Origin of the sequence: Comamonas sp. A7-5, from assembly GCF_039581385.1 — a bacterium.
Taxonomy (GTDB): Bacteria; Pseudomonadota; Gammaproteobacteria; order Burkholderiales; family Burkholderiaceae_C; genus Comamonas; species Comamonas thiooxydans.
In genome coordinates, this window is record NZ_JBCPWO010000014.1 from 1 (window position 1) to 24,706 (window position 24,706).

The 24,706-nt window shown below is 58.4% G+C and carries 19 protein-coding genes and 1 pseudogene; 8 read left to right on the top strand and 12 right to left on the bottom strand.

The window, feature by feature from the left end; translation table 11 throughout:
• Positions 1 to 72: 72 nt before the first annotated feature.
• A pseudogene (locus tag AAIL67_RS19445) lies at positions 73 to 348 on the bottom strand (bifunctional aspartate transaminase/aspartate 4-decarboxylase); the annotation flags it as partial.
• 126 nt (positions 349 to 474) lie between these two features.
• The gene (locus AAIL67_RS19450) at positions 475 to 1,458 is read right to left on the bottom strand and encodes a DNA-binding protein (protein WP_063661218.1); all 984 of its coding nucleotides are present in this window, start codon (positions 1,456 to 1,458) and stop codon (positions 475 to 477) included.
• A gap of 395 nt (positions 1,459 to 1,853) precedes the next feature.
• Here AAIL67_RS19450 and AAIL67_RS19455 point away from each other — a divergent pair, with 395 nt between their 5' ends.
• Complete coding sequence (locus AAIL67_RS19455; protein ID WP_063661220.1) at positions 1,854 to 2,960, top strand: site-specific integrase; 1,107 nt, start codon at positions 1,854 to 1,856, stop codon at positions 2,958 to 2,960.
• On the opposite strand, the gene AAIL67_RS19460 is transcribed toward AAIL67_RS19455, so the two are convergent.
• Complete coding sequence (locus AAIL67_RS19460) at positions 2,930 to 3,850, bottom strand: alpha/beta hydrolase (RefSeq protein ID WP_063661221.1); 921 nt, start codon at positions 3,848 to 3,850, stop codon at positions 2,930 to 2,932. The two genes, AAIL67_RS19455 and AAIL67_RS19460, sit on opposite strands and share 31 nt — an antisense overlap.
• A gap of 226 nt (positions 3,851 to 4,076) precedes the next feature.
• On the opposite strand from AAIL67_RS19460, the gene AAIL67_RS19465 reads away from it, so the two are divergent.
• The gene (locus tag AAIL67_RS19465; protein ID WP_063661223.1) at positions 4,077 to 5,138 is read left to right on the top strand and encodes an outer membrane protein transport protein; all 1,062 of its coding nucleotides are present in this window, start codon (positions 4,077 to 4,079) and stop codon (positions 5,136 to 5,138) included.
• 53 nt (positions 5,139 to 5,191) lie between these two features.
• On the opposite strand, the gene AAIL67_RS19470 is transcribed toward AAIL67_RS19465, so the two are convergent.
• The 6 genes from AAIL67_RS19470 to scpA all read right to left on the bottom strand — a co-directional run bounded on the left by AAIL67_RS19470 (position 5,192) and on the right by scpA (position 13,592).
• The gene (locus AAIL67_RS19470) at positions 5,192 to 5,656 is read right to left on the bottom strand and encodes a VOC family protein (RefSeq protein WP_046462848.1); all 465 of its coding nucleotides are present in this window, start codon (positions 5,654 to 5,656) and stop codon (positions 5,192 to 5,194) included.
• A gap of 69 nt (positions 5,657 to 5,725) precedes the next feature.
• The gene (locus tag AAIL67_RS19475) at positions 5,726 to 6,538 is read right to left on the bottom strand and encodes a YdcF family protein (RefSeq protein ID WP_343484619.1); all 813 of its coding nucleotides are present in this window, start codon (positions 6,536 to 6,538) and stop codon (positions 5,726 to 5,728) included.
• 145 nt (positions 6,539 to 6,683) lie between these two features.
• Positions 6,684 to 8,732 (bottom strand): acetyl/propionyl/methylcrotonyl-CoA carboxylase subunit alpha, encoded by a 2,049-nt coding sequence (locus tag AAIL67_RS19480; protein ID WP_224648149.1) that lies wholly within the window; start codon positions 8,730 to 8,732, stop codon positions 6,684 to 6,686.
• Positions 8,733 to 8,759: 27 nt separating this feature from the next.
• Positions 8,760 to 10,295, bottom strand: coding sequence for an acyl-CoA carboxylase subunit beta (locus AAIL67_RS19485; RefSeq protein WP_003065036.1), 1,536 nt, complete (start codon positions 10,293 to 10,295; stop codon positions 8,760 to 8,762).
• Between the two features lie 80 nt (positions 10,296 to 10,375).
• Positions 10,376 to 11,380, bottom strand: a complete 1,005-nt coding sequence (meaB, locus tag AAIL67_RS19490) for a methylmalonyl Co-A mutase-associated GTPase MeaB (RefSeq protein ID WP_197483902.1) — start codon at positions 11,378 to 11,380, stop codon at positions 10,376 to 10,378.
• Positions 11,381 to 11,417: 37 nt separating this feature from the next.
• The gene (gene scpA, locus AAIL67_RS19495) at positions 11,418 to 13,592 is read right to left on the bottom strand and encodes a methylmalonyl-CoA mutase (RefSeq protein ID WP_034381153.1); all 2,175 of its coding nucleotides are present in this window, start codon (positions 13,590 to 13,592) and stop codon (positions 11,418 to 11,420) included.
• A 122-nt stretch (positions 13,593 to 13,714) separates the two neighbouring features.
• Here scpA and AAIL67_RS19500 point away from each other — a divergent pair, with 122 nt between their 5' ends.
• The 3 genes from AAIL67_RS19500 (at position 13,715) to AAIL67_RS19510 (ending at position 18,041) form a co-directional block, all read left to right on the top strand.
• Positions 13,715 to 14,350 carry a GntR family transcriptional regulator gene (locus AAIL67_RS19500; RefSeq protein ID WP_343484620.1) on the top strand — a complete coding sequence of 212 codons (636 nt, stop codon included), beginning with the start codon at positions 13,715 to 13,717 and terminating at the stop codon, positions 14,348 to 14,350.
• Between the two features lie 120 nt (positions 14,351 to 14,470).
• The gene (locus tag AAIL67_RS19505) at positions 14,471 to 16,015 is read left to right on the top strand and encodes an MHYT domain-containing protein (protein ID WP_034355430.1); all 1,545 of its coding nucleotides are present in this window, start codon (positions 14,471 to 14,473) and stop codon (positions 16,013 to 16,015) included.
• A 76-nt stretch (positions 16,016 to 16,091) separates the two neighbouring features.
• Positions 16,092 to 18,041, top strand: a complete 1,950-nt coding sequence (locus AAIL67_RS19510) for a long-chain fatty acid--CoA ligase (protein WP_343484621.1) — start codon at positions 16,092 to 16,094, stop codon at positions 18,039 to 18,041.
• A 126-nt stretch (positions 18,042 to 18,167) separates the two neighbouring features.
• On the opposite strand, the gene AAIL67_RS19515 is transcribed toward AAIL67_RS19510, so the two are convergent.
• Positions 18,168 to 18,842, bottom strand: coding sequence for an alpha/beta fold hydrolase (locus AAIL67_RS19515; RefSeq protein ID WP_034355583.1), 675 nt, complete (start codon positions 18,840 to 18,842; stop codon positions 18,168 to 18,170).
• Between the two features lie 413 nt (positions 18,843 to 19,255).
• Entirely contained in the window at positions 19,256 to 19,585 is a 330-nt protein-coding gene (locus tag AAIL67_RS19520; RefSeq protein ID WP_156507037.1) for a hypothetical protein, read from the bottom strand.
• An 84-nt stretch (positions 19,586 to 19,669) separates the two neighbouring features.
• On the opposite strand from AAIL67_RS19520, the gene dusA reads away from it, so the two are divergent.
• From dusA to rsxB, 3 genes are all read left to right on the top strand, one after another.
• Positions 19,670 to 20,704 carry a tRNA dihydrouridine(20/20a) synthase DusA gene (gene dusA, locus AAIL67_RS19525; protein WP_224648154.1) on the top strand — a complete coding sequence of 345 codons (1,035 nt, stop codon included), beginning with the start codon at positions 19,670 to 19,672 and terminating at the stop codon, positions 20,702 to 20,704.
• 169 nt (positions 20,705 to 20,873) lie between these two features.
• Positions 20,874 to 22,307 (top strand): polyhydroxyalkanoate depolymerase, encoded by a 1,434-nt coding sequence (phaZ, locus tag AAIL67_RS19530; protein ID WP_063661237.1) that lies wholly within the window; start codon positions 20,874 to 20,876, stop codon positions 22,305 to 22,307.
• A gap of 29 nt (positions 22,308 to 22,336) precedes the next feature.
• Entirely contained in the window at positions 22,337 to 22,999 is a 663-nt protein-coding gene (rsxB, locus tag AAIL67_RS19535) for an electron transport complex subunit RsxB (RefSeq protein ID WP_197483903.1), read from the top strand.
• An 88-nt stretch (positions 23,000 to 23,087) separates the two neighbouring features.
• Here the strand turns inward: rsxB and AAIL67_RS19540 are convergent, their stop codons facing one another.
• The gene (locus tag AAIL67_RS19540; RefSeq protein ID WP_052703401.1) at positions 23,088 to 24,581 is read right to left on the bottom strand and encodes a methyl-accepting chemotaxis protein; all 1,494 of its coding nucleotides are present in this window, start codon (positions 24,579 to 24,581) and stop codon (positions 23,088 to 23,090) included.
• Positions 24,582 to 24,706: the final 125 nt, after the last annotated feature.

Below are 24,706 nucleotides of genomic sequence, written 5' to 3' on the forward strand. Positions count from 1 at the left end.
TGTACACGCTGGCCTAATAGCAAGCCACTCTCGTTTGCGCGCCTCAGACATGCATTATCAGCCAATAGATCAGATCGCCCTCACCCCAATCAAGGTGTAGTAATCGACCGCATTTTCATCTCTTTGCGGAGGTGTTCCCAACTCACGATACAGCGTTGCTTCACGACGTCGTATCAGTTGCTTGAGCGTGTGCTTGTACTCGTCTGCCTCATCCAGCAGCGCAAACAGCGAGAACAAGGCCATTTGCACCTGCTGTGGCGTGGACAGCCCGGCCGTGTGGTTCAAGACAACAGCGCGGCTGTCGGCAACCGGGCGATCTATGAATTTCAATGAACGCACCAAAATACTCAGGACTCTACAGTTAGGCTTGGCATTGATCGCCAATATTGACAAGCCACCGGCAGAAGCCGGCGGTCAAGTCTGTGGCGCCGAGACTGAGCTGAGTTCAGCTGCAGCCTAAGTTGCTGGATCCGGTTAGCGCAAGGTTCTTCGGTTAATGGAGCGCCGGGTTGCCGCCAGATTGCTTCGACGCGTCAGGGGTTGGGCCACATTTGGATCCGCTACATTGGCTGCAGCCGCCAGTCTTTGCTGCGCCTCCAGCAAGCCCTTGAGATCGGCAGCACGCTCCTGTGCCAATGCTGCCGTGTTCTGTGCGGTCTGCAACTGGGCATGCAGATTCAGGATCTCCTGCTCGGATTGTTCAAAGCGAGTTTGCAGCTCTTGATAGCGAGAGTCCGCCTTGCGCTCCTGGTCCTGCAGGCTTTTTCTTGCTGCCGTGAGTTCCTGCCGCGCACGATCAACCTCGTTGAGCATATGGCGCTCGTTGCCCGCGTACTGTTCGGCCATGCGCTGGCGCTCGGCGGCGGCCGACTGAATTTCCTCGCTGTGCTTTTGCTGCTGCAACTCGCGCTGGCGTACTGCATTGCTCAGCTCATCACGTAGTTCTTCCAGGCGCTGATCGCGTTCCTGTAGCGTTTGCTGCATTTCGTCAAGACGCCGGGCCAAGTCTTGGGCGTGATTTTGAGCTGCCTGCAGGGCTTGATTCAGCGCATCTTTTTGCGCTTCCATGGTGGCCTGGCGCTGCGCGAGTTGCTCCTGTTGCGCCACAAATGCCTGCTCTGCAGCTTTCAAAGCCTGTTCACGAAGATCCAAAGCCTTGCTGGCTGCGGCTTTCGCCTCTTCCTGTGCCGTATTCCAGAGCTCTTCCGCTAGACGCTGCACAGGGTCCGGCACCGATTGCAACACAGAAGGGTCCTGCTCTCCCGCCACGCCCAGACGACGGCCCAGCGTTGCAAACCAGGTCTCCAGCATGGGACTGACCGTATTGGGAGAGCCTCGCCCTATCTGCTGACGCACCCGCTCTATGGTCGGACGCAGCCCCTGGGCAATCAAAGCATCCGCTGCAGCCCAGACATCGGACTCCTGAACACCTCTTGACGTAGTTTTGCTTGTATTCATATCTATTCTTCAAATAACTAACGATAAGTGATTGTTATCGTGACTTATACTTTAATCACGTAATACACAATACATTTTATGTATTAAATATTACGTATGAAATTTTCATACAGATGACAACATACATTACCGCGTTTTCAGCATCTGAATTTGTTAATAGAGGGAGTTTTCCATTGAGCGAGAGAGATTTCTTTGATTCGTCTACATACTCGCCGCCGTATCGCTGGCGCAGCTGCTTGCGACGCTCCTGCGTTTCACCTTCGGCATGCCGTGCCAGGTCTTGCTAATCGCTTCTGGAAATTGCCGCTCAAAGCCGCCCGGCTTCTACAGACTTCTTGACAGGCTGGCGCCAATCAACAGCGTCTGGCAGAGGAAGTCCGGGCGAAAATAGCGCCATGGATTCAAGCAAGCCCTCGCCCTTCCCTGCTCCTGTGACTTTTGATGCCAACCGCCTGCAGATACAGGATGTGCTGGAGTCCGCTCTTGCCCCCAAAGCGCATGAAGCCATCAAGGAACTGATGCATGAAGGCGAATCCAGCAATACGCGCAGCAGCTATCAAAGCGCCATGCGTTATTGGGCAGCCTGGCACCTGCTGCGCCTTGGCCAGCCCATGCAACTGCCGCTGCAGGTTTCCACGGTGCTGCAATTCATCATCGACCATGCCCAGAGGCAGAGCGGTGCCGGCCTGCTTCATGAGATGCCGCCCGAAATCGATGAAGCCCTGGTTGCAGCCGGCTACAAGGGCAAAAAAGGGGCGCCTTCACACAGCACGATGGTGCATCGCATGGCCGTGATGTCCAAGGCGCATCAGGTGCATGCCATGCCCAATCCCTGTCAGGACGGGGCAGTCAAGGAGCTGATGTCGCGCACGCGCAAGGCCTATGCAAGGCGTGGCGAGTTGCCGCAGAAGAAAGAGGCGCTGACGCGCGATGTGCTGGAGGAGTTGCTGGCAAGCTGCGATGACAGCTTGCGCGGCCTGCGCGATCGGGCGCTACTGCTGTTTGCCTGGGCAAGTGGCGGGCGTCGCCGTTCCGAAGTGGCTGGCGCCGATATGCGTTTCCTGCGCACTGTGGCTAATGGGGAGTTCATCTACACCTTGAGTCATAGCAAGACCAACCAGAGCGGCACCGATGCCCCCGAGAATCACAAGCCCGTTACCGGCCGTGCAGCCATTGCCTTGAAAGGATGGCTGGACGCTGCACGGATCACCGAAGGTCCTATCTTCAGGCGCATCCGCAAAGGGGGCCATGTGGCCGAGCCACTGACTCCCGCTGCTGTGCGCAACATCGTCAAAGAACGCTGTGCGTTGGCTGGTGTGGAAGGAGACTTTTCGGCACACTCGCTGCGCTCGGGATTTGTGACCGAGGCCGGCAGACGCAATCTGCCGCTGGCTGACACCATGGCATTGACCGGGCACCATAGCGTGAACACCGTACTCGGTTACTTCCGCGCCGACTCGGCACTCAACAATCAGGCCGCGCGCATGCTGGACGAGGACTGATCAAGCCCCATCAGCTGCAGCGCAGTCTGATGAACGGCGGATTGTGGATCGGCCAGTTGCAGCGGCAAATCAAAGTGGTTGGTGGCCGGCGCCTCCACCCATTGCCCCGGCAGACAACGCGCCTGCCAGGCAGCCAGATATTCGCGCGACTGGCGCTTGAATTCATGGCTTTCAAACTCGCCACAGCTCACGCGCAGCTGGCACTGGCCATAAGTACTCGCATCGGGCAGCAGAAAGCGCGGGCTGTTGCGTATCGCGGCAGCATCGTCTAGCTTCATCCAGCCGTTGATATGGGTTGTCAGCAGCGGCTGCAGGTCGAACAGACCGCTCAAGGTCAATACCGATCGAGGCACGGCCTGCGCTGGCAAGTCATAGTCTTGCAGCCACCCCTTGACCAGCAACATGGCTGCCAGATGTCCACCGGCCGAGCTTCCGCAGACACAGATATTGCGGGCATCACCACCATAGATGGCGATATTGCGCACCACCCAGGCATAGGCCTGGCGCATCTGATCGACGATATGCTCCAGCGTGACAGCCGGAGCCAGATCGTAGTCAGGCACCACGACGATAGCACCCTCCCGCGTCAGCACGGGTGCCATGAATGCCGAATCATCCTTGCTCAAGGCCTTCCAGTAGCCGCCGTGAATGAAGATGAAAACAGGCGCAGCTTGTGCTTTCGCTGCCTGAGTTGTGGGCAGATAGATATCCAGAACATCCATAGCCCTGGGGCTGTAGCGCTGGTTGCGAACTGTGCCAGGCAATGCAAACGCGGCCTGGCTTTCCTGCGTGTAGCGCGCCAGATACGCAAGCGGATCCTGCACGCTGGCGCGGGCGTTGTATTGGCGGTCGTAGTAAGCAGTCGTGAGGACGGTCGAGATGGGAGTCATTTTTCTGCGCGGCTTTGGTCGTCGGGCGGCGATCACTCGCAACGCACAGCATAAGCCACGCTGGTAGCTCTCTGGAGCCCCGAAAGCGTCAATTGCACGAGCCTGCATCCTCCAATTAGACCTATGCGCCTGTCACTTAGACACATTAAATTACATTCATGCAACTGGAATCAGAGCGTTGGAGCAGGTGTTGAGAAAAGCAAAAGCGGGGGCTAGCTGTGCAGCCATGATGTGGGGGCTCTGCGCCCAGGCCGGCGGCCTTGATAGAACAGGCCAGGATCTCGGACCTCTATTTGAGAACGGCAGCTATCTTTCCGTAGAGACCTATACGGTTCGGCCCCGGATCCAGGGCACGGATGCCTTGGGCAAGTCCACCGGACAGGTCGCCGACGATTACACCCAATGGGGCTTTGCATACAAGCAGGATGTGAACCCACGCACCTCGGTGCTGCTCATGCTGAGCAAGCCTTTTGGCCTCGACATCGCTTACAGCCCTCTGCAATCGCCTCTTTTTGGCGGCACGCAGGCCCGTGTGAGCAGCCACGAGCTCATGGGAGCCCTGCGCTACCGCTGGGATGAGCACTGGGCTGTACATGGCGGGCTGCGTCTGCAGCGCACCGAAGGGCATGTCGCTCTGGGGGGGATGGTGTTTGGAGCACTCAATGGATACCGGGTGGACTTCAGACCCAGTACTGAGCCTGGCTACTTGCTAGGCATGAGCTATGAGCGCCCGGATATGGCTTTGCGCGTCGCTGCAACCTATTACTCTGCCATCAAGCACAAGATCGCTACCCGTGAAAACCTATGGCCGGGCGAAACAAGGACGGCATCGACTGCCCCGCAAAGCTTGAACCTGGATATCCAGACAGGCATCACGCCAGGCACTATGCTCTTTGGACAGATCCGCTGGACCAACTGGTCACAATTCAGGCTGTATCCGCAGACCTTGGCGGCGGTACTCCCAGGCCACAGCTTGGCAGACATGGAGGACACCACCACCTACACGCTGGGTCTTGGGCAGAGGCTGGCTGCGAACTGGTCCGGCTTTGTCGCCGTAGCTTATGACAAGCGCAGCGACAAGGCCGCGCTGTCGCCATTGCGCCCCACCGACGGCCGCCTTGGCTACACCGTAGGGGTGAGCTATCAGCAAGGCCAGTTCAAGCTCACGCCCTGGCTGAGCTACCAACGTCTGGGCTCGATAGATATTTCCAGCGGCGGCACGACCCTGGCGGCTTTTGATGCCGAGTCCGCCACAGCTTTCGGGATCAGGCTCGGCTATCAGTTCTGAGAGCAGTCGCAGCGTTCACGCTGCTGCAATCTGACAGCCGATGCCCGAAGCGCTCAACCCAGCGCCGCAATCACGTCGGCCGGAGCCTGCACCAGCTCGATCAGCACGCCCTCGCCGGCAATCGGAAACTCGTCATTGCTCTTGGGATGCAGAAAAGTGATGTCATAGCCTGCCGCTCCCTTGCGGATACCGCCGGGAGCAAATCGCACGCCATTGGCCGTCAGCCATTCCACGGCCTTGGGCAGGTCGTCGATCCACAGGCCGATGTGGTTCAGCGGCGTGGCGTGCACGGCGGGCTTTTTCTCGATGTCCATGGGCTGCATGATGTCCACCTCCACCTTCATCGCGCCCCGCCCCATGGCCAGGATGTCCTCGTCCACGTTTTCGCGCTCGCTCTGGAAGCTGCCGGTCTGCTCCAGACCCAGCATGTCCACCCACAGCTTTTTCATGCGCTGCTTGTCGGTGCCACCGATGGCGACTTGCTGAATGCCCAGAACCTTGAAAGGACGATTGCTCATGAATGACTCCTTGATTGATAGCTTAAATCGCAATACTGGTATGCGCTAGAGCCGTTATTTAATAAAATATCAGACCTCGCCCAGCAACCAGCTGCTGACCATGGCAAAGTATTCGCGCAGCCAGGCATTGAAACGTGTGGCCAAGGGCGTGGGCGCCGCCACAGGATAGACCTCGGGCAGATCCTGGCGCTTTGCAATGTCCATGGCGCGCATCAGATGAAAGTCGCTGCTGACCATGGCCATGGGCGCATCCGCAGCCACGCCGCGCTCGGCCAGCAAGGGCCGGCTGAGCTTCAGATTCAGCTCGGTACTGGTGCTGAGCTTTTCCAGCACCAGCCGCTGTGCAGCAATACCGTGACGCTGCTGCAGATAGCGAGCCATGACCTCGGCCTCCGACTCTTTTTCACCCCAGTCCACACCGCCGCAAACGGCGATCAAGGCCTGGGGCTGCAGCTTGGCCAGTTCCGCGGCCGCATCCAGCCGCGCGGCCAGCACCGGCCTGGGGTGACCATCGAGCGTGCCGCTACCCAACACCACGATGGATTGCACGGGCGGCACTTGCTGTGGCTCCAGACCCAGGCCGGACAGGCGGCTCCAGAACCAGAAAAGGCTGATCAGCCACAGCACCAAGCCGGCCCAGGCCAGCGACCAGAGCCTTTTATGCAAGGGCCTGATCGAACGCCAGTGCTGCACCGACCGCCATTTCCAGTTCAGCCATAAGGCCGCGGTACCCAGCATGGCGGGCAACACCACGCCGACATTGAAATGCCCCATGCCCATCAGCACCAGAGCATCGACAAGCAGCAGTGTCCCCACCAGAGCCAGCAGCGTACGCGCGAATCTGGCAGGGCGGAAAATCGTTGTATCTGCTTTCAATGTCATAGCTACTAGCTGAGGCTGGATAAAGGATAGAGCCGATCTTATTGAAAATTGGAAAGCCCGCAGAGCCAAAGCCGTGCGGGCTTTTGTTTCGGGGCCTTTTGCTCAGACCATATCGGTTCTGAACTGAGGCCCCGAAAAGCTCTCATCACTCGAATTCCAGAATGATGTCGTCCACCGCCAGCGAATCTCCCTTGGCGGCGCTGATCTTGCTGACCACACCGTCCTGGGCTGCGAACAGGATGTTCTCCATCTTCATGGCTTCGATGACGGCCAGCTTCTCGCCGGCCTGCACCTTCTGGCCGGGCTGCACTGCCACGTCAACCAGCAGGCCGGGCATGGGCGAGAGCAGGAACTTGGACAGATCTGGCGGAGCCTTGTAAGGCATGAGCTTGTGCATCTCGGCGCCCTTTGGCGAGAGCACCAGCACATCGGCTTGCGTGCCGTTGTGGATGACGCGCAGAGCCAGCGGGTTCTTGCCATTGCCGCGCTCGATCTGGCAGGTGAACGCCTTGCCGTTGCAGACGCCGCGCACCACCAGATCGCGAATATCGGCATTGCTGCGGAATTCGTAGGCCTTGTCGTCGATCACAACCTTGCAGACGCGGGCCTGGGCATCAAAGTCGGTCACCTCGCCAGTCACATACTGGTTCTTGCCTTCAGCCCCCAGAACCACGGCGGTGTACTTCTCGCCCACCTGCACCTGGTGGCCTTGCATCTGGCCGGTGATGGTCGATGCACGCGCACGGTAGCGGCGATTGCGGAACAGGGCCAGAGCCACCAGGAAGTCGGGATCATCGTGGGGCACGTCCTCGGCATGGAAGCCGTCGGCATAGTGCTGGGCGATGAAACCGGTGTTGAACTTGCCCGAGACAAAGTCCGGGTGCGCCAGCAGGGCCGCCTGGAACGGGATGTTTGAGCTGATGCCGCGGATGGCAAAGCCGTTGAGTGCTTCGCGGGCCTTGACGATGGCGTCGTTGCGATCCTTGCCATGCACGATGAGCTTGGCAATCATCGAATCGTAGTACATGGGGATCTCGCCACCGTCATAGACGCCGGTATCCACACGCACGCCGTTCAGGTGCTCGGTGTCGGACTGCCACATAGTCTGCTCGGGCGGCGCAAATCGCACCAGGCGGCCAGTCGAAGGCAGGAAATTGCGGAACGGGTCTTCGGCGTTGATACGGCACTCGATGGCCCAGCCGTCGCGCTTCACATCGGCTTGGGTGAAAGACAGCTTTTCGCCGGCGGCCACGCGGATCATCTGCTCGACCAGATCGAGGCCGGTGATGCATTCGGTCACCGGGTGCTCCACCTGCAGACGGGTGTTCATCTCCAGGAAGTAGAAGTCCTGGTCCTTGCCGACCACGAACTCCACGGTGCCGGCGCTCTGGTATTTGACGGCCTTGGCCAGGGCCACGGCCTGCTCGCCCATGGCCTTGCGGGTTTTGTCACTGATGAAGGGCGAAGGCGCTTCCTCGATCACCTTCTGGTGACGGCGCTGGATCGAGCATTCGCGCTCGTTCAGGTAAACCACATTGCCGTGGCTATCGCCCAGAATCTGGATTTCGATATGGCGGGGCTCCTGAACAAATTTCTCGATGAAGATACGGTCATCGCCAAAGCTGTTGCGAGCCTCGTTCTGGCAGGAGGCAAAACCTTCAAAGGCTTCCTTGTCGTTGAAGGCCACGCGCAGACCCTTGCCGCCGCCACCGGCCGAAGCCTTGATCATCACGGGGTAGCCTATGCCCTTGGCGATTTCCACTGCCTGCTCGGGGCCTGCGATGGCGTCGTTGTAGCCAGGGATAGTGTTGACTTGGGCTTCGCCGGCCAGCTTCTTGGAGGCAATCTTGTCGCCCATGGCAGCAATGGAATGCGACTTGGGGCCGATGAAGGAAATGCCCTCTTCTTCGCAGCGCTTGGCAAAGCCCTCATTTTCCGAGAGAAAACCGTAGCCGGGGTGCACTGCCTGTGCGCCGGTCTGCTTGCAGGCTTCAATGATTTTCTCGCCCAGCAGATAGGACTCGCGACTGGGTGCAGGGCCCAGGCGCACGGCCTCGTCGGCCAGCTTGACATGGCGCGCGTCCTTGTCGGCGTCGGAATAGACCGCCACGGTCTGGATGCCCATCTTGCGCGCGGTGGCGATGACTCGGCAGGCGATCTCGCCACGGTTGGCGATCAGAATCTTGGTAAACATGGATATATCTCCTGGTTCTTCTTGTTCTTACAGAGGAATGTTCCCGTGCTTGCGCCAGGGGTTGTCCAGCTGCTTGTTCTTGAGCATCTCCAGCGAGCGGCAGATGCGCTTGCGCGTTTCATGCGGCTGGATCACATCGTCGATAAAGCCACGGGCACCGGCCACAAAGGGGTTGGCAAAGCGTTCCTTGTATTCCGCTTCGCGCGCGGCCAGCTTCACCGGATCGTTCTTGTCTTCGCGGAAGATGATCTCCACCGCGCCCTTGGCACCCATCACGGCGATTTCCGCATGGGGCCAGGCCAGGTTCACGTCGCCACGCAAATGCTTGGAAGCCATCACGTCGTACGCGCCGCCATAGGCCTTGCGGGTGATGACGGTGATCTTCGGCACTGTGGCTTCGGCATACGCGTACAGCAACTTGGCGCCGTGCTTGATGATGCCGCCGTATTCCTGAGAGGTACCGGGCATGAAACCGGGCACGTCGACAAAGGTGACCACGGGGATGTTGAAGGCATCGCAAAAGCGCACGAAGCGCGCCGCCTTGATGGAGGATTTGATGTCCAGGCAGCCAGCCAGCACCAGAGGCTGATTGGCTACGACGCCCACGGTCTGGCCGGCCATCCGGGCAAAACCGATGATGATGTTCTTGGCGTACTCGGGCTGCAGCTCGAAGAAATCGCCATCGTCCACGGTCTTGAGAATCAACTCCTTCATGTCGTAGGGCTTGTTGGCGTTTTCAGGCACCAGCGTATCCAGCGACATGTCGGCGCGGCCCACGGGGTCTGTGGTTTCGCGCACAGGAGCCTTTTCCTTGTTGTTCAAGGGCAGATAGTTATAGAGGCGACGCAGCATCATCAGTGCTTCCACGTCATTGTCGAAAGCCATGTCGGCCACGCCGCTCTTGGTGGTGTGGGTGATGGCTCCGCCCAGCTCTTCGGCCGTGACTTCCTCGTGAGTCACCGTCTTTACGACTTCGGGCCCGGTCACGAACATATAGGAGCTGTCCTTGACCATGAAGATGAAGTCGGTCATGGCCGGCGAGTACACGGCGCCGCCGGCACTAGGGCCCATGATCATGGAGATCTGGGGCACCACACCCGAGGCCAGCACATTCTTCTGGAATACATCGGCATAACCGCCCAGAGAGGCAACGCCTTCCTGGATACGCGCGCCGCCCGAATCGTTGAGGCCGATGACGGGAGCGCCGACCTTCATGGCCTGGTCCATCACCTTGCAGATCTTCTCTGCATGGGTTTCGGACAGCGCGCCGCCGAACACAGTGAAGTCCTGGCTAAACACAAAGACCAGACGGCCGTTGATCATGCCGTAGCCGGTGACCACGCCATCGCCCGGGATCTTGGTGTTTTCCATGCCGAAGTCCGTGCAACGGTGCTCCACGAACATGTCCCACTCTTCAAAAGTGCCGTCGTCCAGCAGCAGCTCGATACGCTCACGCGCCGTCAGCTTGCCTTTCTTGTGCTGCGCATCGATGCGCTTTTGTCCCCCACCCAACCGAGCGAGTTCTCGCTTGGCTTCCAGCTGCTTCAGGATATCGTCTTGCATGCTTGTCCTCTAACGTGATTTGGGTTGCTTGTCTCGCAATGGTGATGCTGCGATGCTATGGTAATAAGAGCTGCTAGCGCCTACTGCATTTGGGCTAGAAGCAAATTTCTTGCTGCGGTACTGGCAGCGATACGACCTGCTGCCACATCGTCCTGAAGGACGGGGAGCATGGCCTTGACCTGCGGATGCTGGCGAAACGCCTGCTTGAGGCCGAAGTCGATGCGCTCCCACATCCAGGACAGGGCTTGCTTCTCGCGGCGCAGGGCCAGGCGGCCGTTGACGGTCTGCAGCTCCCTGAAGCTGCTGACTGCAGCCCAGAAGCCCTCCACCCCCTGCCCCAGCAAGGCACTGATCTGCAGCACACGCGGCTGCCACAGCGCGCCGGTGTTGGCGTGGTCGGGGTTGCCGTGCATGCCCAGCAGGCGCAGGCTCGATGTGATCTGGGCCTGGGCACGCGTGGCGGCATGGGGGTCGATGTCGGCCTTGTTGATGACCACCAGATCGGCCAGCTCCATCACGCCCTTCTTGATGGCCTGCAGGTCGTCACCCGCATTGGGCAGCTGCAGCACGCAGAACATGTCCGTCATGCCGTGCACGGCGATCTCGCTCTGACCCACGCCAACGGTCTCGACGATGACCACGTCGTAACCGGCGGCTTCGCAGACCAGCATGGCCTCGCGCGTCTTTTCAGCCACGCCGCCCAGCGTGCCGCTGCTGGGGCTGGGGCGGATATAGGCCTCCAGCCGCATGGACAGCTGCTCCATGCGTGTCTTGTCGCCGAGGATGGAGCCGCCCGAGACGGTACTGGACGGATCAATCGCCAGCACGGCGACACGCAGACCCTTCTCTATCAGGAACAGGCCCAGGGCTTCGATGAAGGTGGATTTGCCGACGCCCGGCACGCCGCTAATGCCAAGGCGAAATGCCTTGCCCGTGTGCGGCAACAGAGCGGTGAGCAGACCGTCAGCCTGTTCACGGTGGTCGGCCCGGGAGGATTCAAGCAAGGTAATGGCCTTGGCCATGGCCCGGCGCTGCACGGCAGGGTCGCCGCGCAGGATGCCGTCTTGCATTTGCTCAGGGGTCACGTTGCGATCGCCTTTGCTATCAATGCTTGCCGGCCGATCAGAGACCGTTGGCCTTCTTGATCTGCTCCAGCACATCCTTGGCGCTGGCAGGAATGGGAGTGCCGGGTCCGTATACGCCCTTGACGCCCGCGTTGTAGAGGAAATCATAGTCCTGGGCGGGAATCACACCGCCCACAAAGACGATGATGTCGTCCGCACCCTGCTTCTTGAGCTCGGCAATGATGGCCGGCACCAAAGTCTTGTGCCCGGCGGCCAGAGTGGAGACACCCACAGCGTGCACATCGTTCTCGATGGCCTGGCGAGCGCATTCTTCGGGTGTCTGGAACAGCGGCCCCATGTCCACGTCAAAGCCCAGGTCGGCAAAGGCGGTTGCGACCACCTTGGCTCCACGGTCATGGCCATCCTGACCCAGCTTGGCGATCATCACTCGGGGGCGCCGGCCCATGGCCTGCGAAGCGGTGTTGATTTCTTCCTTGAGCTTGTCCCAGCCTTCGGCGGAGTCATAAGCGGCAGCGTACACACCGGTCACCTTCTGGGTATCGGCGCGGTGGCGGCCGAAAGCCTTTTCCATCGCGTCGGAAACTTCACCTACAGTAGCACGCAGGCGCACGGCCTTGATGGACAGGTCCAGCAGATTGCCCTCGCCGGACTCTGCCGCTGCCGTGATGGCAGCCAGCGCGGCTTCGACCAGGGCTGCATCGCGCTTAGCCTTGATATTCTTGAGCCGCGCAATCTGGCTGTCACGCACCTTGACATTGTCCACTTCCAAAATGTCGACCGGGTCTTCCTTGGCCAGCTTGTACTTGTTGACGCCGACGATGACTTCCTTGCCCGAGTCGATACGCGCCTGCTTCTCGGCGGCGGCAGCCTCGATCTTGAGCTTGGCCCAGCCGCTATCCACCGCGGCAGTCATGCCGCCCATGGCATCGACCTCCTCGATGATGGCCCAGGCCTTGTCGGCCATTTCCTGGGTCAGTTTTTCCATCATGTAGGAGCCGGCCCAGGGGTCGATCACATTGGTGATATGGGTCTCTTCCTGAATGATCAGCTGCGTGTTGCGGGCAATACGGGCAGAGAACTCTGTGGGCAGGGCAATGGCTTCGTCCAGCGCATTGGTGTGCAGGGATTGGGTGCCGCCAAATACGGCCGCCATGGCTTCGATGGTGGTACGAACCACGTTGTTGTAGGGGTCCTGTTCGGTCAGCGACCAACCCGAAGTCTGGCTATGGGTGCGCAGCATCAGGCTCTTGGGGTTCTTGGCGTCAAAGCCTTTCATGATGCGGCACCACAGCAGGCGCGCAGCACGCATCTTGGCCACTTCCAGGTAGAAATTCATGCCCACGGCCCAGAAGAAGGACAGACGGCCCGCAAAAGCGTCCACGTCCATGCCCTTGGCAATGGCTGTCTTCACATATTCCTTGCCGTCGGCCAGCGTGAAAGCCATTTCCAGCGCCTGGTTGGCACCGGCTTCCTGCATGTGGTAGCCCGAGATCGAGATCGAGTTGAACTTTGGCATGTTCTGGCTCGTGTACTCGATGATGTCACCAATGATCTTCATCGACGGCTTGGGCGGATAGATATAGGTGTTGCGCACCATGAACTCTTTCAGAATGTCATTCTGAATCGTTCCGGCGAGCTGGTCCTGCGAGACACCCTGCTCTTCGGCGGCTACCACATAGCCGGCCAGCACGGGCAGCACGGCGCCGTTCATGGTCATGGAAACGGACACCTTGTCCAGGGGGATCTCGTTGAAGAGGATCTTCATGTCCTCGACGGAGTCAATCGCCACACCGGCCTTGCCCACATCCCCCGTCACGCGTGGATGGTCAGAGTCGTAGCCACGGTGCGTAGCCAGGTCAAAAGCGACGGAAACGCCTTGACCGCCGGCAGCCAGGGCCTTGCGATAGAAGGCGTTGGATTCTTCGGCGGTGGAGAATCCGGCGTACTGGCGAATGGTCCAGGGCCGGCCTGCATACATGGTGGCCTGGGGGCCGCGGATATAAGGTGCGAATCCCGGCAGCGTGTTGGTAAAGGGCAGATCGGCAGTGTCTTCAGCCGTATACAGCGGCTTGACGGTGATGCCGTCCGGCGTGACCCAGTTCAGGTTGTTGATGTCGCCACCGGGGGCCGCCTTGTTGGCGGCCTTGTTCCAGGCTTGCAGATCAGCGGGTGCAAATTCTTGTGGGTCCTGTGCCGGATTCTCTTGGCTCATGTTGTCTCTCGTATGCGGTGCGCGCAGTGAAGTTTGGAATTGCGGTGAACTACCTAGATGCGCCTAGTGTACATGATTCATAATTATGAATTCAAAATACTTGCAGCATATAATCTCGCGTAATGACAAGCAAAACACTTACTCCTCTTGCGCTATATGAGCAGGTCGCCGAGCAGTTGCGTCAACGCATCTTCCGGCGAGAGCTTGAGCCAGGAGCCTGGATCGACGAACTCAAGATTGCCGAGGAATACGGCATCAGCCGCACCCCCCTGCGCGAGGCACTGAAAGTATTGGCCGCTGAAGGCCTGGTGACCATGAAGCTGCGTCGAGGCGCTTACGTGACCGAGGTATCGCGCAAGGACATCTCCGACGTCTATCGATTGCTGAGTCTGCTGGAGGCAGATGCTGCGGCCGAGGTTGCCGGCAAGGCCACGGACGAGCAATTGCAGTGTCTGCAGCAGACCCACGAGGAGTTGAAGCGGAACACAGCCGACGCCGAGCGGTTTTTTGCGCTCAACGAGAGCTTTCACATGCAGATTCTCGATATTGCCGATAACCGCTGGCGTAACCAACTGGTGGCCGATTTGCGCAAGGTCATGAAGCTGAACCGTCACAAATCACTGTTCAAACAAGGCCGTATTGAAGATTCCTTGGCAGAGCACGAAGCCATCATGCAAGCACTGCTGAAGCGCGATCCGAAAATTGCCATGAGCGCAGTGCAGCAGCATTTCTCAAATGGACTCGACGCTGCGATCTAAAAGATCCATGTTCGATCCGTTCTAGTATTTATCCTAAATATTTGAAATATTGGATTACCCACTTCATGCGATGCTTGTCAGGTAACTGAATGTGCTTTCAGTGTTACAGGACCATGATTCATGCTGGCGCAATTTTTCTGGAGCCCGTCTGCCGACGCTCACGTGCTAAAGGGTGAATATGACCCCTTCCTCGTGACCTTATCGCTGGCAGTTTGTTGGATTGCCTCTGGTCAAGCTTTGCGCCATGCTGCTTTTGCCAGACTGGCCACATCAAGGCAGTTGCGCAACTGGTCTATTGTGAGCGGCTCGCTGGCACTGGGCATAGGCATCTGGGCCATGCATTTCATCGGCATGCTCGCTTATTCGATGCATGCTGCAGTTCAGTATGATTTGCCGGTCACCGTCTTCTCGATCATTCCAGGTATCGCGGCATCAGCAGTGGCCCTTGCCTTGCTGGCTCACAATGAACTCAATCTCAGGCAATTGGCATTAGGCGGCTTGACGGTTGGTATCGGCATTGCTGCAATGCATTACAGCGGCATGGCAGCAATGCGCATGCCTGCCACGCACCAGTATTCACCACTCTGGTTTGCCATTTCTCTCATTGTTGGCGTAGCGCTGGCCACCTTGGCGCTCTGGATTCGTTTCGGGCTGGCACGCTTCAACCTCAAACAAGACCACTGGCGCAAAACGCTGGCAGCCATCATCATGGGCGCCGCGATCTCAGGCATGCATTACACAGCCATGCTGGCGCTGCGAGTCACGGCCGAGCATGAAACGCATGACGCGGCATCATCGAACGATCGTTTGATTCTGGCGCTGACCATTGCCGTGATTACTCTGCTATTTGGCGGACTGATCGCACAGGCCAATGCCTTGATTCAGTACCGCAGTCGCTGGCAGAAAGTGGATATGAATGAAGCCCGACTGCAAGCGTTGGTGAATATGGCAGCAGATGGAATTATCTGCATCGATAATCGGGGATGCGTAACGGATTACAACCCTGCAGCTGAGGTCATATTCGGCTGGAGCCCAGATGAAGTATTGGGCCAGAACGTGAAAATGCTCATGCCCGCAGCGCTGTTCAACCAGCATGATCATTATCTGGAACAGCATGAAGCCGGCCAGCGAAACAACGCGCCACCTCTGAAGAACAAGATTTCAGAGGTGCTCGGCCAGCACAAGGACGGTACGCTGATTCCCATGCGCCTGGCCTTGAGCCAGGCCGAGGCTCGGGGTCAGCGCATGTATGTAGGCCTTCTGACCGATCTCTCAGACCGCAAGCGAACCGAACGGCAACTACATATAGCTGCCACGGTATTCAATCATTCCTTCGAAGGCATGGTGGTCCTTGATGCGAACCGGAAAATTGTAGATATCAATCCGGCCTTTGCGCGTATCAGCGGCTTGAACCGCCAGGGAGCGAAGAACAAGGAGTTCTCCAGTCTTTTCATCCACGACGATGACAACACGGCAGTCCAGTGGTCGCAGATCTGGACCGAAATCGGTAAAAAAGGGCACTGGCAAGGCCTGCGTGTCATGCACCATGACAGGAACCGACATCAGATTTCCCTGACGGCAGTGCGCGACGAGCAGCATCGCCTGCACCATTACATCGCGGTCTGCTATCAAAGCATCGATATCCCGCTTGGAGCCACAATCTGAGCCCTATACCAGCCTGGATGTCTCTGGCGCTATCATTCGCGTAGCGGGAAATTGCCCGCTTCCTGAAGGCAAGCGCATGAACCAAGCAAGTGAAACTGATGTACTGGGTCTCCAAGCAGAGAAACAGCATTTGACTATCGAGCAAGTGCAAACCTTGCCAGAGCTTCTGGCCATGCGGGTTCGCTGCACGCCATCAGGCGAGGCTTACCGAGAGTTCGATGAAAGCACAAATGCCTGGAAAAGCCTGAGCTGGGCCGAAACAGCCGAACGTGTCGCTCTGTGGAGCCACGCCTTATGTGCCTCGAATCTTCCTCCAGGCGCAAGGGTTGCAATCTTGCTGCCCAATGGTTTTGATGCAATGACCATCGACCAGGCCTGTCTGCGCTGTGGTTACGTACCAGTTCCTCTGCATGCCATCGACAATGCCGGAAGCATTGCTTACATCCTGGCCGACTCGGGGGCTTCCTTGCTGGTCGTGGCCGACGCCAAGGCCTGGCAGAGAATTTGCGCGACAGGCCAGGACCTGCCTGAACTCCAGGCGGTCATTCACGCACAGCAAGGCCGTCCAATCGATTCATCGAATGCCTACGTCGTACCTGTCGAGCAAGCAGAGCAGGACTCAGTCAAGGCCTTGCAGCGTAAGCCGGTCATTGTTTTGTCTGCCTGGCTTCAGGCTGGTCAGCAGCATACCTCTGCCCTCCCCCTGCCACCAAAGAAAACGGAGCTGGCGGGCATTGTCTACACCTCCGGTACGACGGGAAAGCCCAAGGGCGTCATGCTCACTCACGACAACGTGGTCAGTGATTTACACGCGGTGATGCAGCGTGTGAAGGCCTTCCCTGAGGACGTCTTTCTCTCGTTCCTGCCGCTCTCTCACACTTTCGAGCGAACTGCAGGCTACTACCTGGCTGTTGCTACCGGTTCCTGCGTCGCCTACGCACGCTCTGTTGCACAACTCGCACAGGATATGAAACAGGTCAAGCCGACCGTACTGATCTCGGTGCCTCGCATCTATGAACGTGTTTATGCCAAGATTCAGGAGTCGCTTGCTTCCGGCCCTTTTAAGCACAAGCTGTTCGACGCTGCAGTCAACAAAGGCTGGAAGAGCTTCTGCGCTCATCAAGGCATGCCCTTGGGCGAGCAACTGGAAGCCAAGGCGAGCTGGGCTTCTGCCTTGCCCGGCTGGCTTTTGCGCAAACTTGTCGCCCAGCCCCTACTTGCGCAGTTTGGAGGCCGGCTTCGCGTGGCTGTGAGTGGCGGAGCTCCACTGTCTCCGACAATTGCGCGCACTTTTCTAGGTCTGGGCCTGCCCATGGTGCAAGGCTATGGCATGACCGAAACCTCTCCTGTCGTCAGCGCCAACGGGCTCGACGATAACTGGCCCGATACCGTTGGCCGCGTACTGCCGGGAATTGAGGTTCGAATTGGCGAGGATCAGGAGTTGCAGGTGTCTGGCCCGGTAGTGATGCGCGGTTATTGGAACCGTCCGGAAGACACTGCCAAAGCCTTTACTGCCGACGGATGGCTGAGAACCGGCGACCAAGCTTCAATCGAAAATGGCCGTATCCGAATTAAAGGTCGCATCAAGGAAATCATTGTTACATCGACGGGTGAGAAAGTGCCTCCCAATGATGTGGAACAGGCCATCCTCGTCGATCCCCTGTTTGAGCAAGTGTTTGTCGTTGGCGAGGATCGTCCGTTCATCGCCTGTATTGCGGTTGTTAGTCAAGTGGAGTGGGAAATCCTTTCCAGGAGTATTGGCCTAAACCCGAATGATGGATCCAGTCTGCAGCATGCAGCGGCAGAGAGAGAAGCGCTTACCCGAATCGAAAAGCAGACACGCAGCTTTGCCCGTTATGCAGTGCCCAGAGCCATCCACCTGGTCAGGGATAGTTGGAACATTGACAACGGCTTGATGACCCCTACCCTCAAGCTCAAGCGAAAGAACCTGATGGCTCACTACAAAGACGCTATCGAGCAGATGTACGTCAAACCCATTGACAGCTGGAAGACAAAGGCTCAGTAATTGATCGAGACAGGGTGTAAGGAGCCCTAGAGAATTTCATGTAAGTTACATTAAATATTTCTATTAATCTCAGACATGGGCAAGATGCCTTGCAATCAACTTCTGATTCCGTTACTAACTTCATATTCACCGACCTTCTCTCTTCTTCAGCCATTCGATGACGATGTCTGACACCGGCTTCTCATAGCCACGGTAATCATGCTTTGCTCCGGAAACCTCCACTTGCGTAAAGTTCTCGGAAACGAGGGACTTGCGAAAAGACGCTGCTCTCGCATCCATTTCGTTGTCACCGTACACATCGACAACTGGAAGCTTCACTTTTCGCAGATTTAGATTGGTGTTAACAGGTTCCTTGCCTCCCGCAGTCAATCCGACCCCGATGAAACCTACAATCGGCGCAGTGGGATTGTTTGCTAGGAAGCCAGTTGCCATACGCCCACCCATGCTGTGCCCCATCAAGTAGATGCGCTCCACTCCTTTCTGCATTTTCAGATATTCAATTGCAGATTGAATTCGCTGATAGGCCTCCGGAAACGAGGCGGCAAGCTCGGGCGAATCAGGCGAGTCTGCGCCAGGATCCGGCATCCGCAAAGAGAAGGTATGGAAGCCTAAGTCTTTGTGAATAGCACGCCTCAATGGCCCGACTACGTTACCGTCTGGAGAGTTCCCTCTGCCGTGAGCCAGGACAACTCCCACCTTGGAGTCCTTTCCGTCAAGATACTCACCTTGAGGCATCTGCGCCGTAACCGGCATCGCCAAGACGCAACTGAAAACCCATATGAGTGATTTGAGCACTGACATCACAGGTACTCCCTTGGTAAGAGTTAGCTCTGGCGTGACGGACTTGCGCTTCAATAGCGCTAACTTGAGAGAATTGAACCCGCTACACATACTCTTGGAAGTCATCAATAGAGGCTCACTACTGTCCTCCAAAAGCCAGCTTACATGACCGCCAGGAATCTTCTACCGCTCTTGAACTTAGCAGCTCTCGATAAATCAATCGATATTCATAGACCGCTTGATCTGCACCTGCAGGCTAAGCTGCTCTAATTCGTCGTCTCACCTTGCAAGATCACCTCTCAAACGGCAAATGATCTACAGTCTCTGCAGCTCCTGCACCAGCTTGTGCGTGCCACGCGCCCAGGCAAGCCCGGTGCAACCAGACAATGTCATTGAGTACCTTGGCCAAGCCTATCCCCTCTTCGGTGCGCTAACTAGGCCTTCTGTAAGCACGTGATGTCAGCCGTCTTGGACCGCCCCCATGCCACGATGCCTTTTGCATCGCTGACATAATCCTGCAGTATCTGCTTAAGGGTGACGAGACCGTGAACAGGCAGGCCTGTCGCTTGGACCTCCTCGATTTCTGCTGCACGTCTCCGCTGCCATTCCTGGGCAAGAGCGCGCCGGGTGAATGTCTTGGACTCGGAAAGAGTCAGTTCTCCGCCTTCCTTCAGGCGGATCTGAGCCCGGAACAATATGACGCCATCGGCATTCCTTCTCTGGGCGATGGTCCCAATCAGTGCTCCATGAAATTCGTGGCGCACCAATGCAGCATTAGCATCAAAAAACCCGGTAGGACGGGTAAAACAGGGTCAATTTTCAGTGCACCACAAGGCACTTTTCATAGTATGAGCACCGAAAAAACCGTTAAAAAACAAATAGATAGCAGCATGTGGCGCATGTCGGTGGCCCCTATGATGGACTGGACCGACAAGCATTGCCGCTATTTCCACCGCCTGCTCAGCCAGCACACTCTGCTCTACACCGAAATGGTGACAACCGGAGCTCTGGTGCATGGCGACGTGGCTCGTCATCTGCGGTTTGGGGCCGAAGAGCACCCCGTGGCATTGCAATTGGGTGGCTCGGAGCCAGCAGATCTGGCGCACAGTGCACGCCTGGGCGAGCAATGGGGCTATGACGAGATCAATCTCAACTGCGGCTGCCCCAGCGAGCGCGTTCAGCGTGGGGCTTTCGGCGCCTGCCTGATGAACGAGGCCGCACTGGTAGCCGATTGCGTCAAGGCCATGGCCGACGTGGTGTCCGTTCCCGTCACTGTCAAGCACCGAATCGGCATCGACAAGATCGAAAGCTACGATTTTGTGCGCGACTTCGTCGGCACCGTTGCCGATGCAGGCTGCCAGGTGTTTGTGGTTCATGCTCGCAACGCCTGGCTCAAAGGCCTCTCCCCCAAGGAAAACCGTGAAATCCCGCCGCTGCGCTACGAAGTCGTGGCACAACTCAAGCATGACTTTCCGGGCCTGACCATCGCGGTCAACGGCGGCATCAAGACCAACGACATAGTGCAGCAGCAGTTGCAGCAGGTCGATGGCGTCATGGTGGGCCGCGAGGCCTACCACAACCCCTGGTGGATGGCGTCCTGGGATGCTCTTTACTATCAGGATGAGAGCAGAGAGCGTACGCGCGAACAGATCGAAGAGCAGATGGTGCTGTATATGGAACGCGAAGCACGCGAGCATGGCACGCACTGGTATTCGATTGCCCGGCATATGCTGGGGCTGCGCAACGGCCTCGCCGGTGCGCGCCGCTGGCGCCAGGTCTGGAGCGACCACCGTCTCAAGACCCTGCCTGCGCACGAGGTTATGAAGCTGGCCCGCACCAAGCCGAACGAGATCCAGCCGGAACCCGCGGAGCAGATGCTTTGACCTTGCATGAAAAGCTGGCTTCGGTCAGCTTTTTTACTTTCAAGCGCGGCCAAGTCCGGCATGCGTTGCGCAATCCCCGCAGTTGCGCAGTTTGAAGGGAATTCACTACTTCGCATGTCAAACTCTGCTGTTATATTGCACTGCAACATAACCAGCAGAAGTGCGTCCCATGCTCTATCAGATCTACGAAATGCAGCGCGCAATGGTTGAGCCCTTTGCAGACTTTGCCCAGGCCGCCTCCAAGTTCTACAACAACCCCCACTCGGTCTTCAGCCAGGTGCCCCTGGCCCAGCGCATGGCTGCGGGCTTTAACCTCATGTATCGCTTGGGCAAGGACTACGAAAAGCCCGAATTCGATCTGCATAACGTCGAAGTCAACGGCGTGGATGTCACCATCCGCGAGCGGGTGGAGGTCGACAAGCCGTTTTGTGAGCTGCGCCGCTTCAAGCGCTTTTCCGACGATCCAGAAACACTGGATCTCATGCTCGGCCAGCCTGTGGTGCTGATCGTTGCACCGCTCTCGGGCCACTATGCCACCTTGCTGCGCGACACCGTGCAAAGCATGCTCGGAGGCCACAAGGTCTATATCACCGACTGGAAGAATGCCCGCACCGTGCCGCTGTCCGAGGGCGAGTTCCATCTGGACGACTATGTGAACTATGTGCAGGAATTCATTCGCTATCTGCAAGGGCGCTATGGTCAGTGTCATGTAGTCAGCGTCTGCCAGCCCACGGTGCCCGTGCTGGCGGCCGTCTCGCTGATGGCCAGCCGTGGCGAGGTGACGCCGCTGTCCATGACCATGATGGGCGGCCCCATCGATGCACGCCGCTCGCCGACAGCCGTCAACAACCTGGCCGAAACCCGCAGCTATGAATGGTTCGAGAACAACGTCATCTACGAAGTGCCGAACAATTACCCTGGTGCCGGCCGCCGCGTCTACCCCGGCTTTTTGCAGTACTCTGGCTTTGTGGCCATGAACCCCGACCGCCACGCCAACAGCCATTACGACTATTTCAAGGACCTGATCAAGGGTGACGAGGCCAGCGCCGAGCACCACCGCAAGTTCTATGACGAGTACAACGCCGTGCTGGACATGGATGCCGACTACTATCTGGAGACCATCGCCACCGTGTTTCAGGAGTACAAGCTGGTCAAGGGCACCTGGGAAGTCAAAAACGAGCAGGGCCAGCCCGAGCTGGTGCGTCCTCAGGATATCCGCCACACAGCCTTGCTGACCGTGGAAGGCGAGCTCGACGATATCTCGGGCGCAGGCCAGACCCGCGCCGCCCATGATCTGTGTGCCGGCATCGCTGCCGAGGCGCGCCAGCATATCGAAGTCCAAGGTGCAGGCCATTACGGCATCTTCAGCGGTAGCCGCTGGCGCAAGACCGTCTACCCGCAGGTGCGCGACTTCATCCTGTCCCACCAGCCCGCGAGCGCGACAGCCGCCAGCGTCGCAGGCCATCTGAGCAGCGTCAGTGACGACGGAGTAGAGCTGGAAAGCAACGAGGCCCATGCAGACAAGTCTGCCAAGGCTGTAAAAACAGGTCAAAATAGCGCCCCAGCCCTGAAAGGACGCGACTCCCACCGCGCCAGGGCGTAAAGGCTCGCCAGACCAGAATGAACTCATCCATGTCCGTAGCCTCTTCGCTTCAAGCACTGGCTGCGAACATCGATGCAGCCCTGCCCCAGACACAGTGCACGCGCTGCGGCTATCCCGACTGCGCGTCCTATGCCGAGGCCATTGCCAGCGGAGAAGCCGCCATCAATCAATGCCCGCCCGGCGGCCAGGAAGGTGTGCGCCGTCTGGCGACCATCACTGGCAGGCCGGAGTTGTCGCTCAACGCCGAAAACGGCCTGGAAGCACCGCGCACCCTGGCTGTGATAGATGAAGCCTGGTGCATAGGCTGCACGCTGTGCATCAAGGCCTGCCCTACCGATGCGATTCTCGGCGCCAACAAGCGAATGCATACCGTGATTGCCGAGCATTGCACGGGCTGCGAGCTGTGCATTCCCGTCTGTCCGGTTGATTGCATAGAGCTGGTCAATGCCAGCGGCGAGGCCACTGGCTGGTCAGCCTGGAGCGCAGCCCAGGCCGAACATGCCCGTAACCGCTATGGTGTGCATCGGCAGCGCACGGGCCGCAAGGCCAATGCACCGGTGCGCACCACGGCACAAACCGCAGCTGAACAAGCTGGCGCTCAAGCCGACACACCGTCAACGCCCGCCACAGACAAAAAAGCCACGCTTGCCGCCATTCTGGCCAAGGCCAAAGCCCAGCGCGCAGGAGCCTGATACCCAATCAGCCTCTGGCGCTTGAAAAAAAGTCTGTGCTCTCAATGCCGCAACAAATCAGTGGCGACAAGTGCCCATCAGGCTTTCATTAGGCACTGACCAGGCTCTTGTAGACGCCGCAGCCCCAGTACAGGCCTGCATGCTTGCAGACATAGGACATCTTGGTCTGCACCTGCTGGTTGCTGGGATTGATGTAGTCGTATTCAACCCAGCCCGGACGAAGCTCGGCCTGGGCCATGATGTCGGCCATCAGACTATCTCCGTCGATGCCGGGCACATCCTGAACGCGCAGCCCCACTTTGGCCGGATTGCCGCCAAAGGCCCGGTACTCCCCCTCAGAAGACAAGGCAAACACATACATGTCGCGGTCGTGGAATGGCTGCGCAGGATCGGTCACGGTCTGCAGCAGGCTGGCAACACTGGACGAGCTTTTGGCTTGCCGCATAGTCGCATTCACCAGGGCCACCGCCTCCTCGGCTGTCCCCTGCTGCAGCCTGAAGCGCGACACCGCATCCGACAGATGCCGGGCGCGCAGCTGTAACTCCTGCGCCTGCTGCAGCGCCTGACCTACCATCTGGGCGTTGTGCTGGGTGATTTCGTCGATCTGACGCACGGCATTGCTGATTTCCTGAAGACCCGAGCTCTGGCTGCTGGCCGTGTCCGCAAGCGTCCCCATATGGGCAACCACATCGTGAATGGCCCGCGTCACGCCCTGGATCTCCTCGCCTGCACTGCGTAACTGCTGCGTGCTCTGGGCAACCTGCTGCACGGTCTCGCCGATCAACTGCCGAATCTCCTTGGCCGCTTCGGCGCTGCGCTGCGCCAGCGTCCGCACCTCACTGGCCACCACGGCAAAGCCACGCCCCTGTTCACCGGCTCTGGCAGCCTCCACCGCAGCGTTCAAGGCAAGAATATTGGTCTGGAAGGCAATGCCGTCAATCACGCCAATGATTTCCCGCATGCGCCCGGCATTGTGCTCTATCAGCTCCACCGACTGCACCGCATGCTGCATGGCTTGGGCGCCCTGATCGGCAGCGGCGCACACGCCGTCAGCGCGGGAATGTGCTGCCTTGCTCACTTCCGCATTGTGCTCAACCGCAGAAGTGAGCTGCTCGACACTGACCACCGTCTGCGCGAGATTGCTCGCCTGCATCTCGGTTCGTTCAGACAAGGCCTGATGGTCCTTGACCATGCCCTGTCCAGCCTGGGCCACCAGGGCCGCGTTGCTGCGAACATCGGCCACCATTGCCGACAGCGCATGTACCATGGACTTGGTAAGGCTTGATGCGGAAAGTCCTTGTTGCGGCTCTCCGGCAACGCCAAGACTCAGGTCTCCATGAGCGACTCTTTCCAGCGCCAGCTGCATGTCCTGCCACTGCTGCTGCCAGCTCTTGTGAAGAGCACCGACCCACAACAGCACTCCCATGATCCACAGCAGCAACCAGCCCAGCTGCCATGTTCCGCTCAGGCCCAGCAAGGGCAAAACAGGCCCGGCCAGCAGCCATGGCAGCCCCGACCACAGCAGTCCGGAATTCCTCATTCGTACGCGGTTTTTTTTGTCGGGCAAGATGCGCTTTTGCATTGCCTGTCTCCATTCGTTTTTTGTGGTCGACTTCGTTTGCTGAGCTTGCAGCCTGCTCACGGTAGCCCTTTGCTCTGTCATCCAGCTTACGTAACAAATTGCAATTTACGGTGCCTGCAAACTCG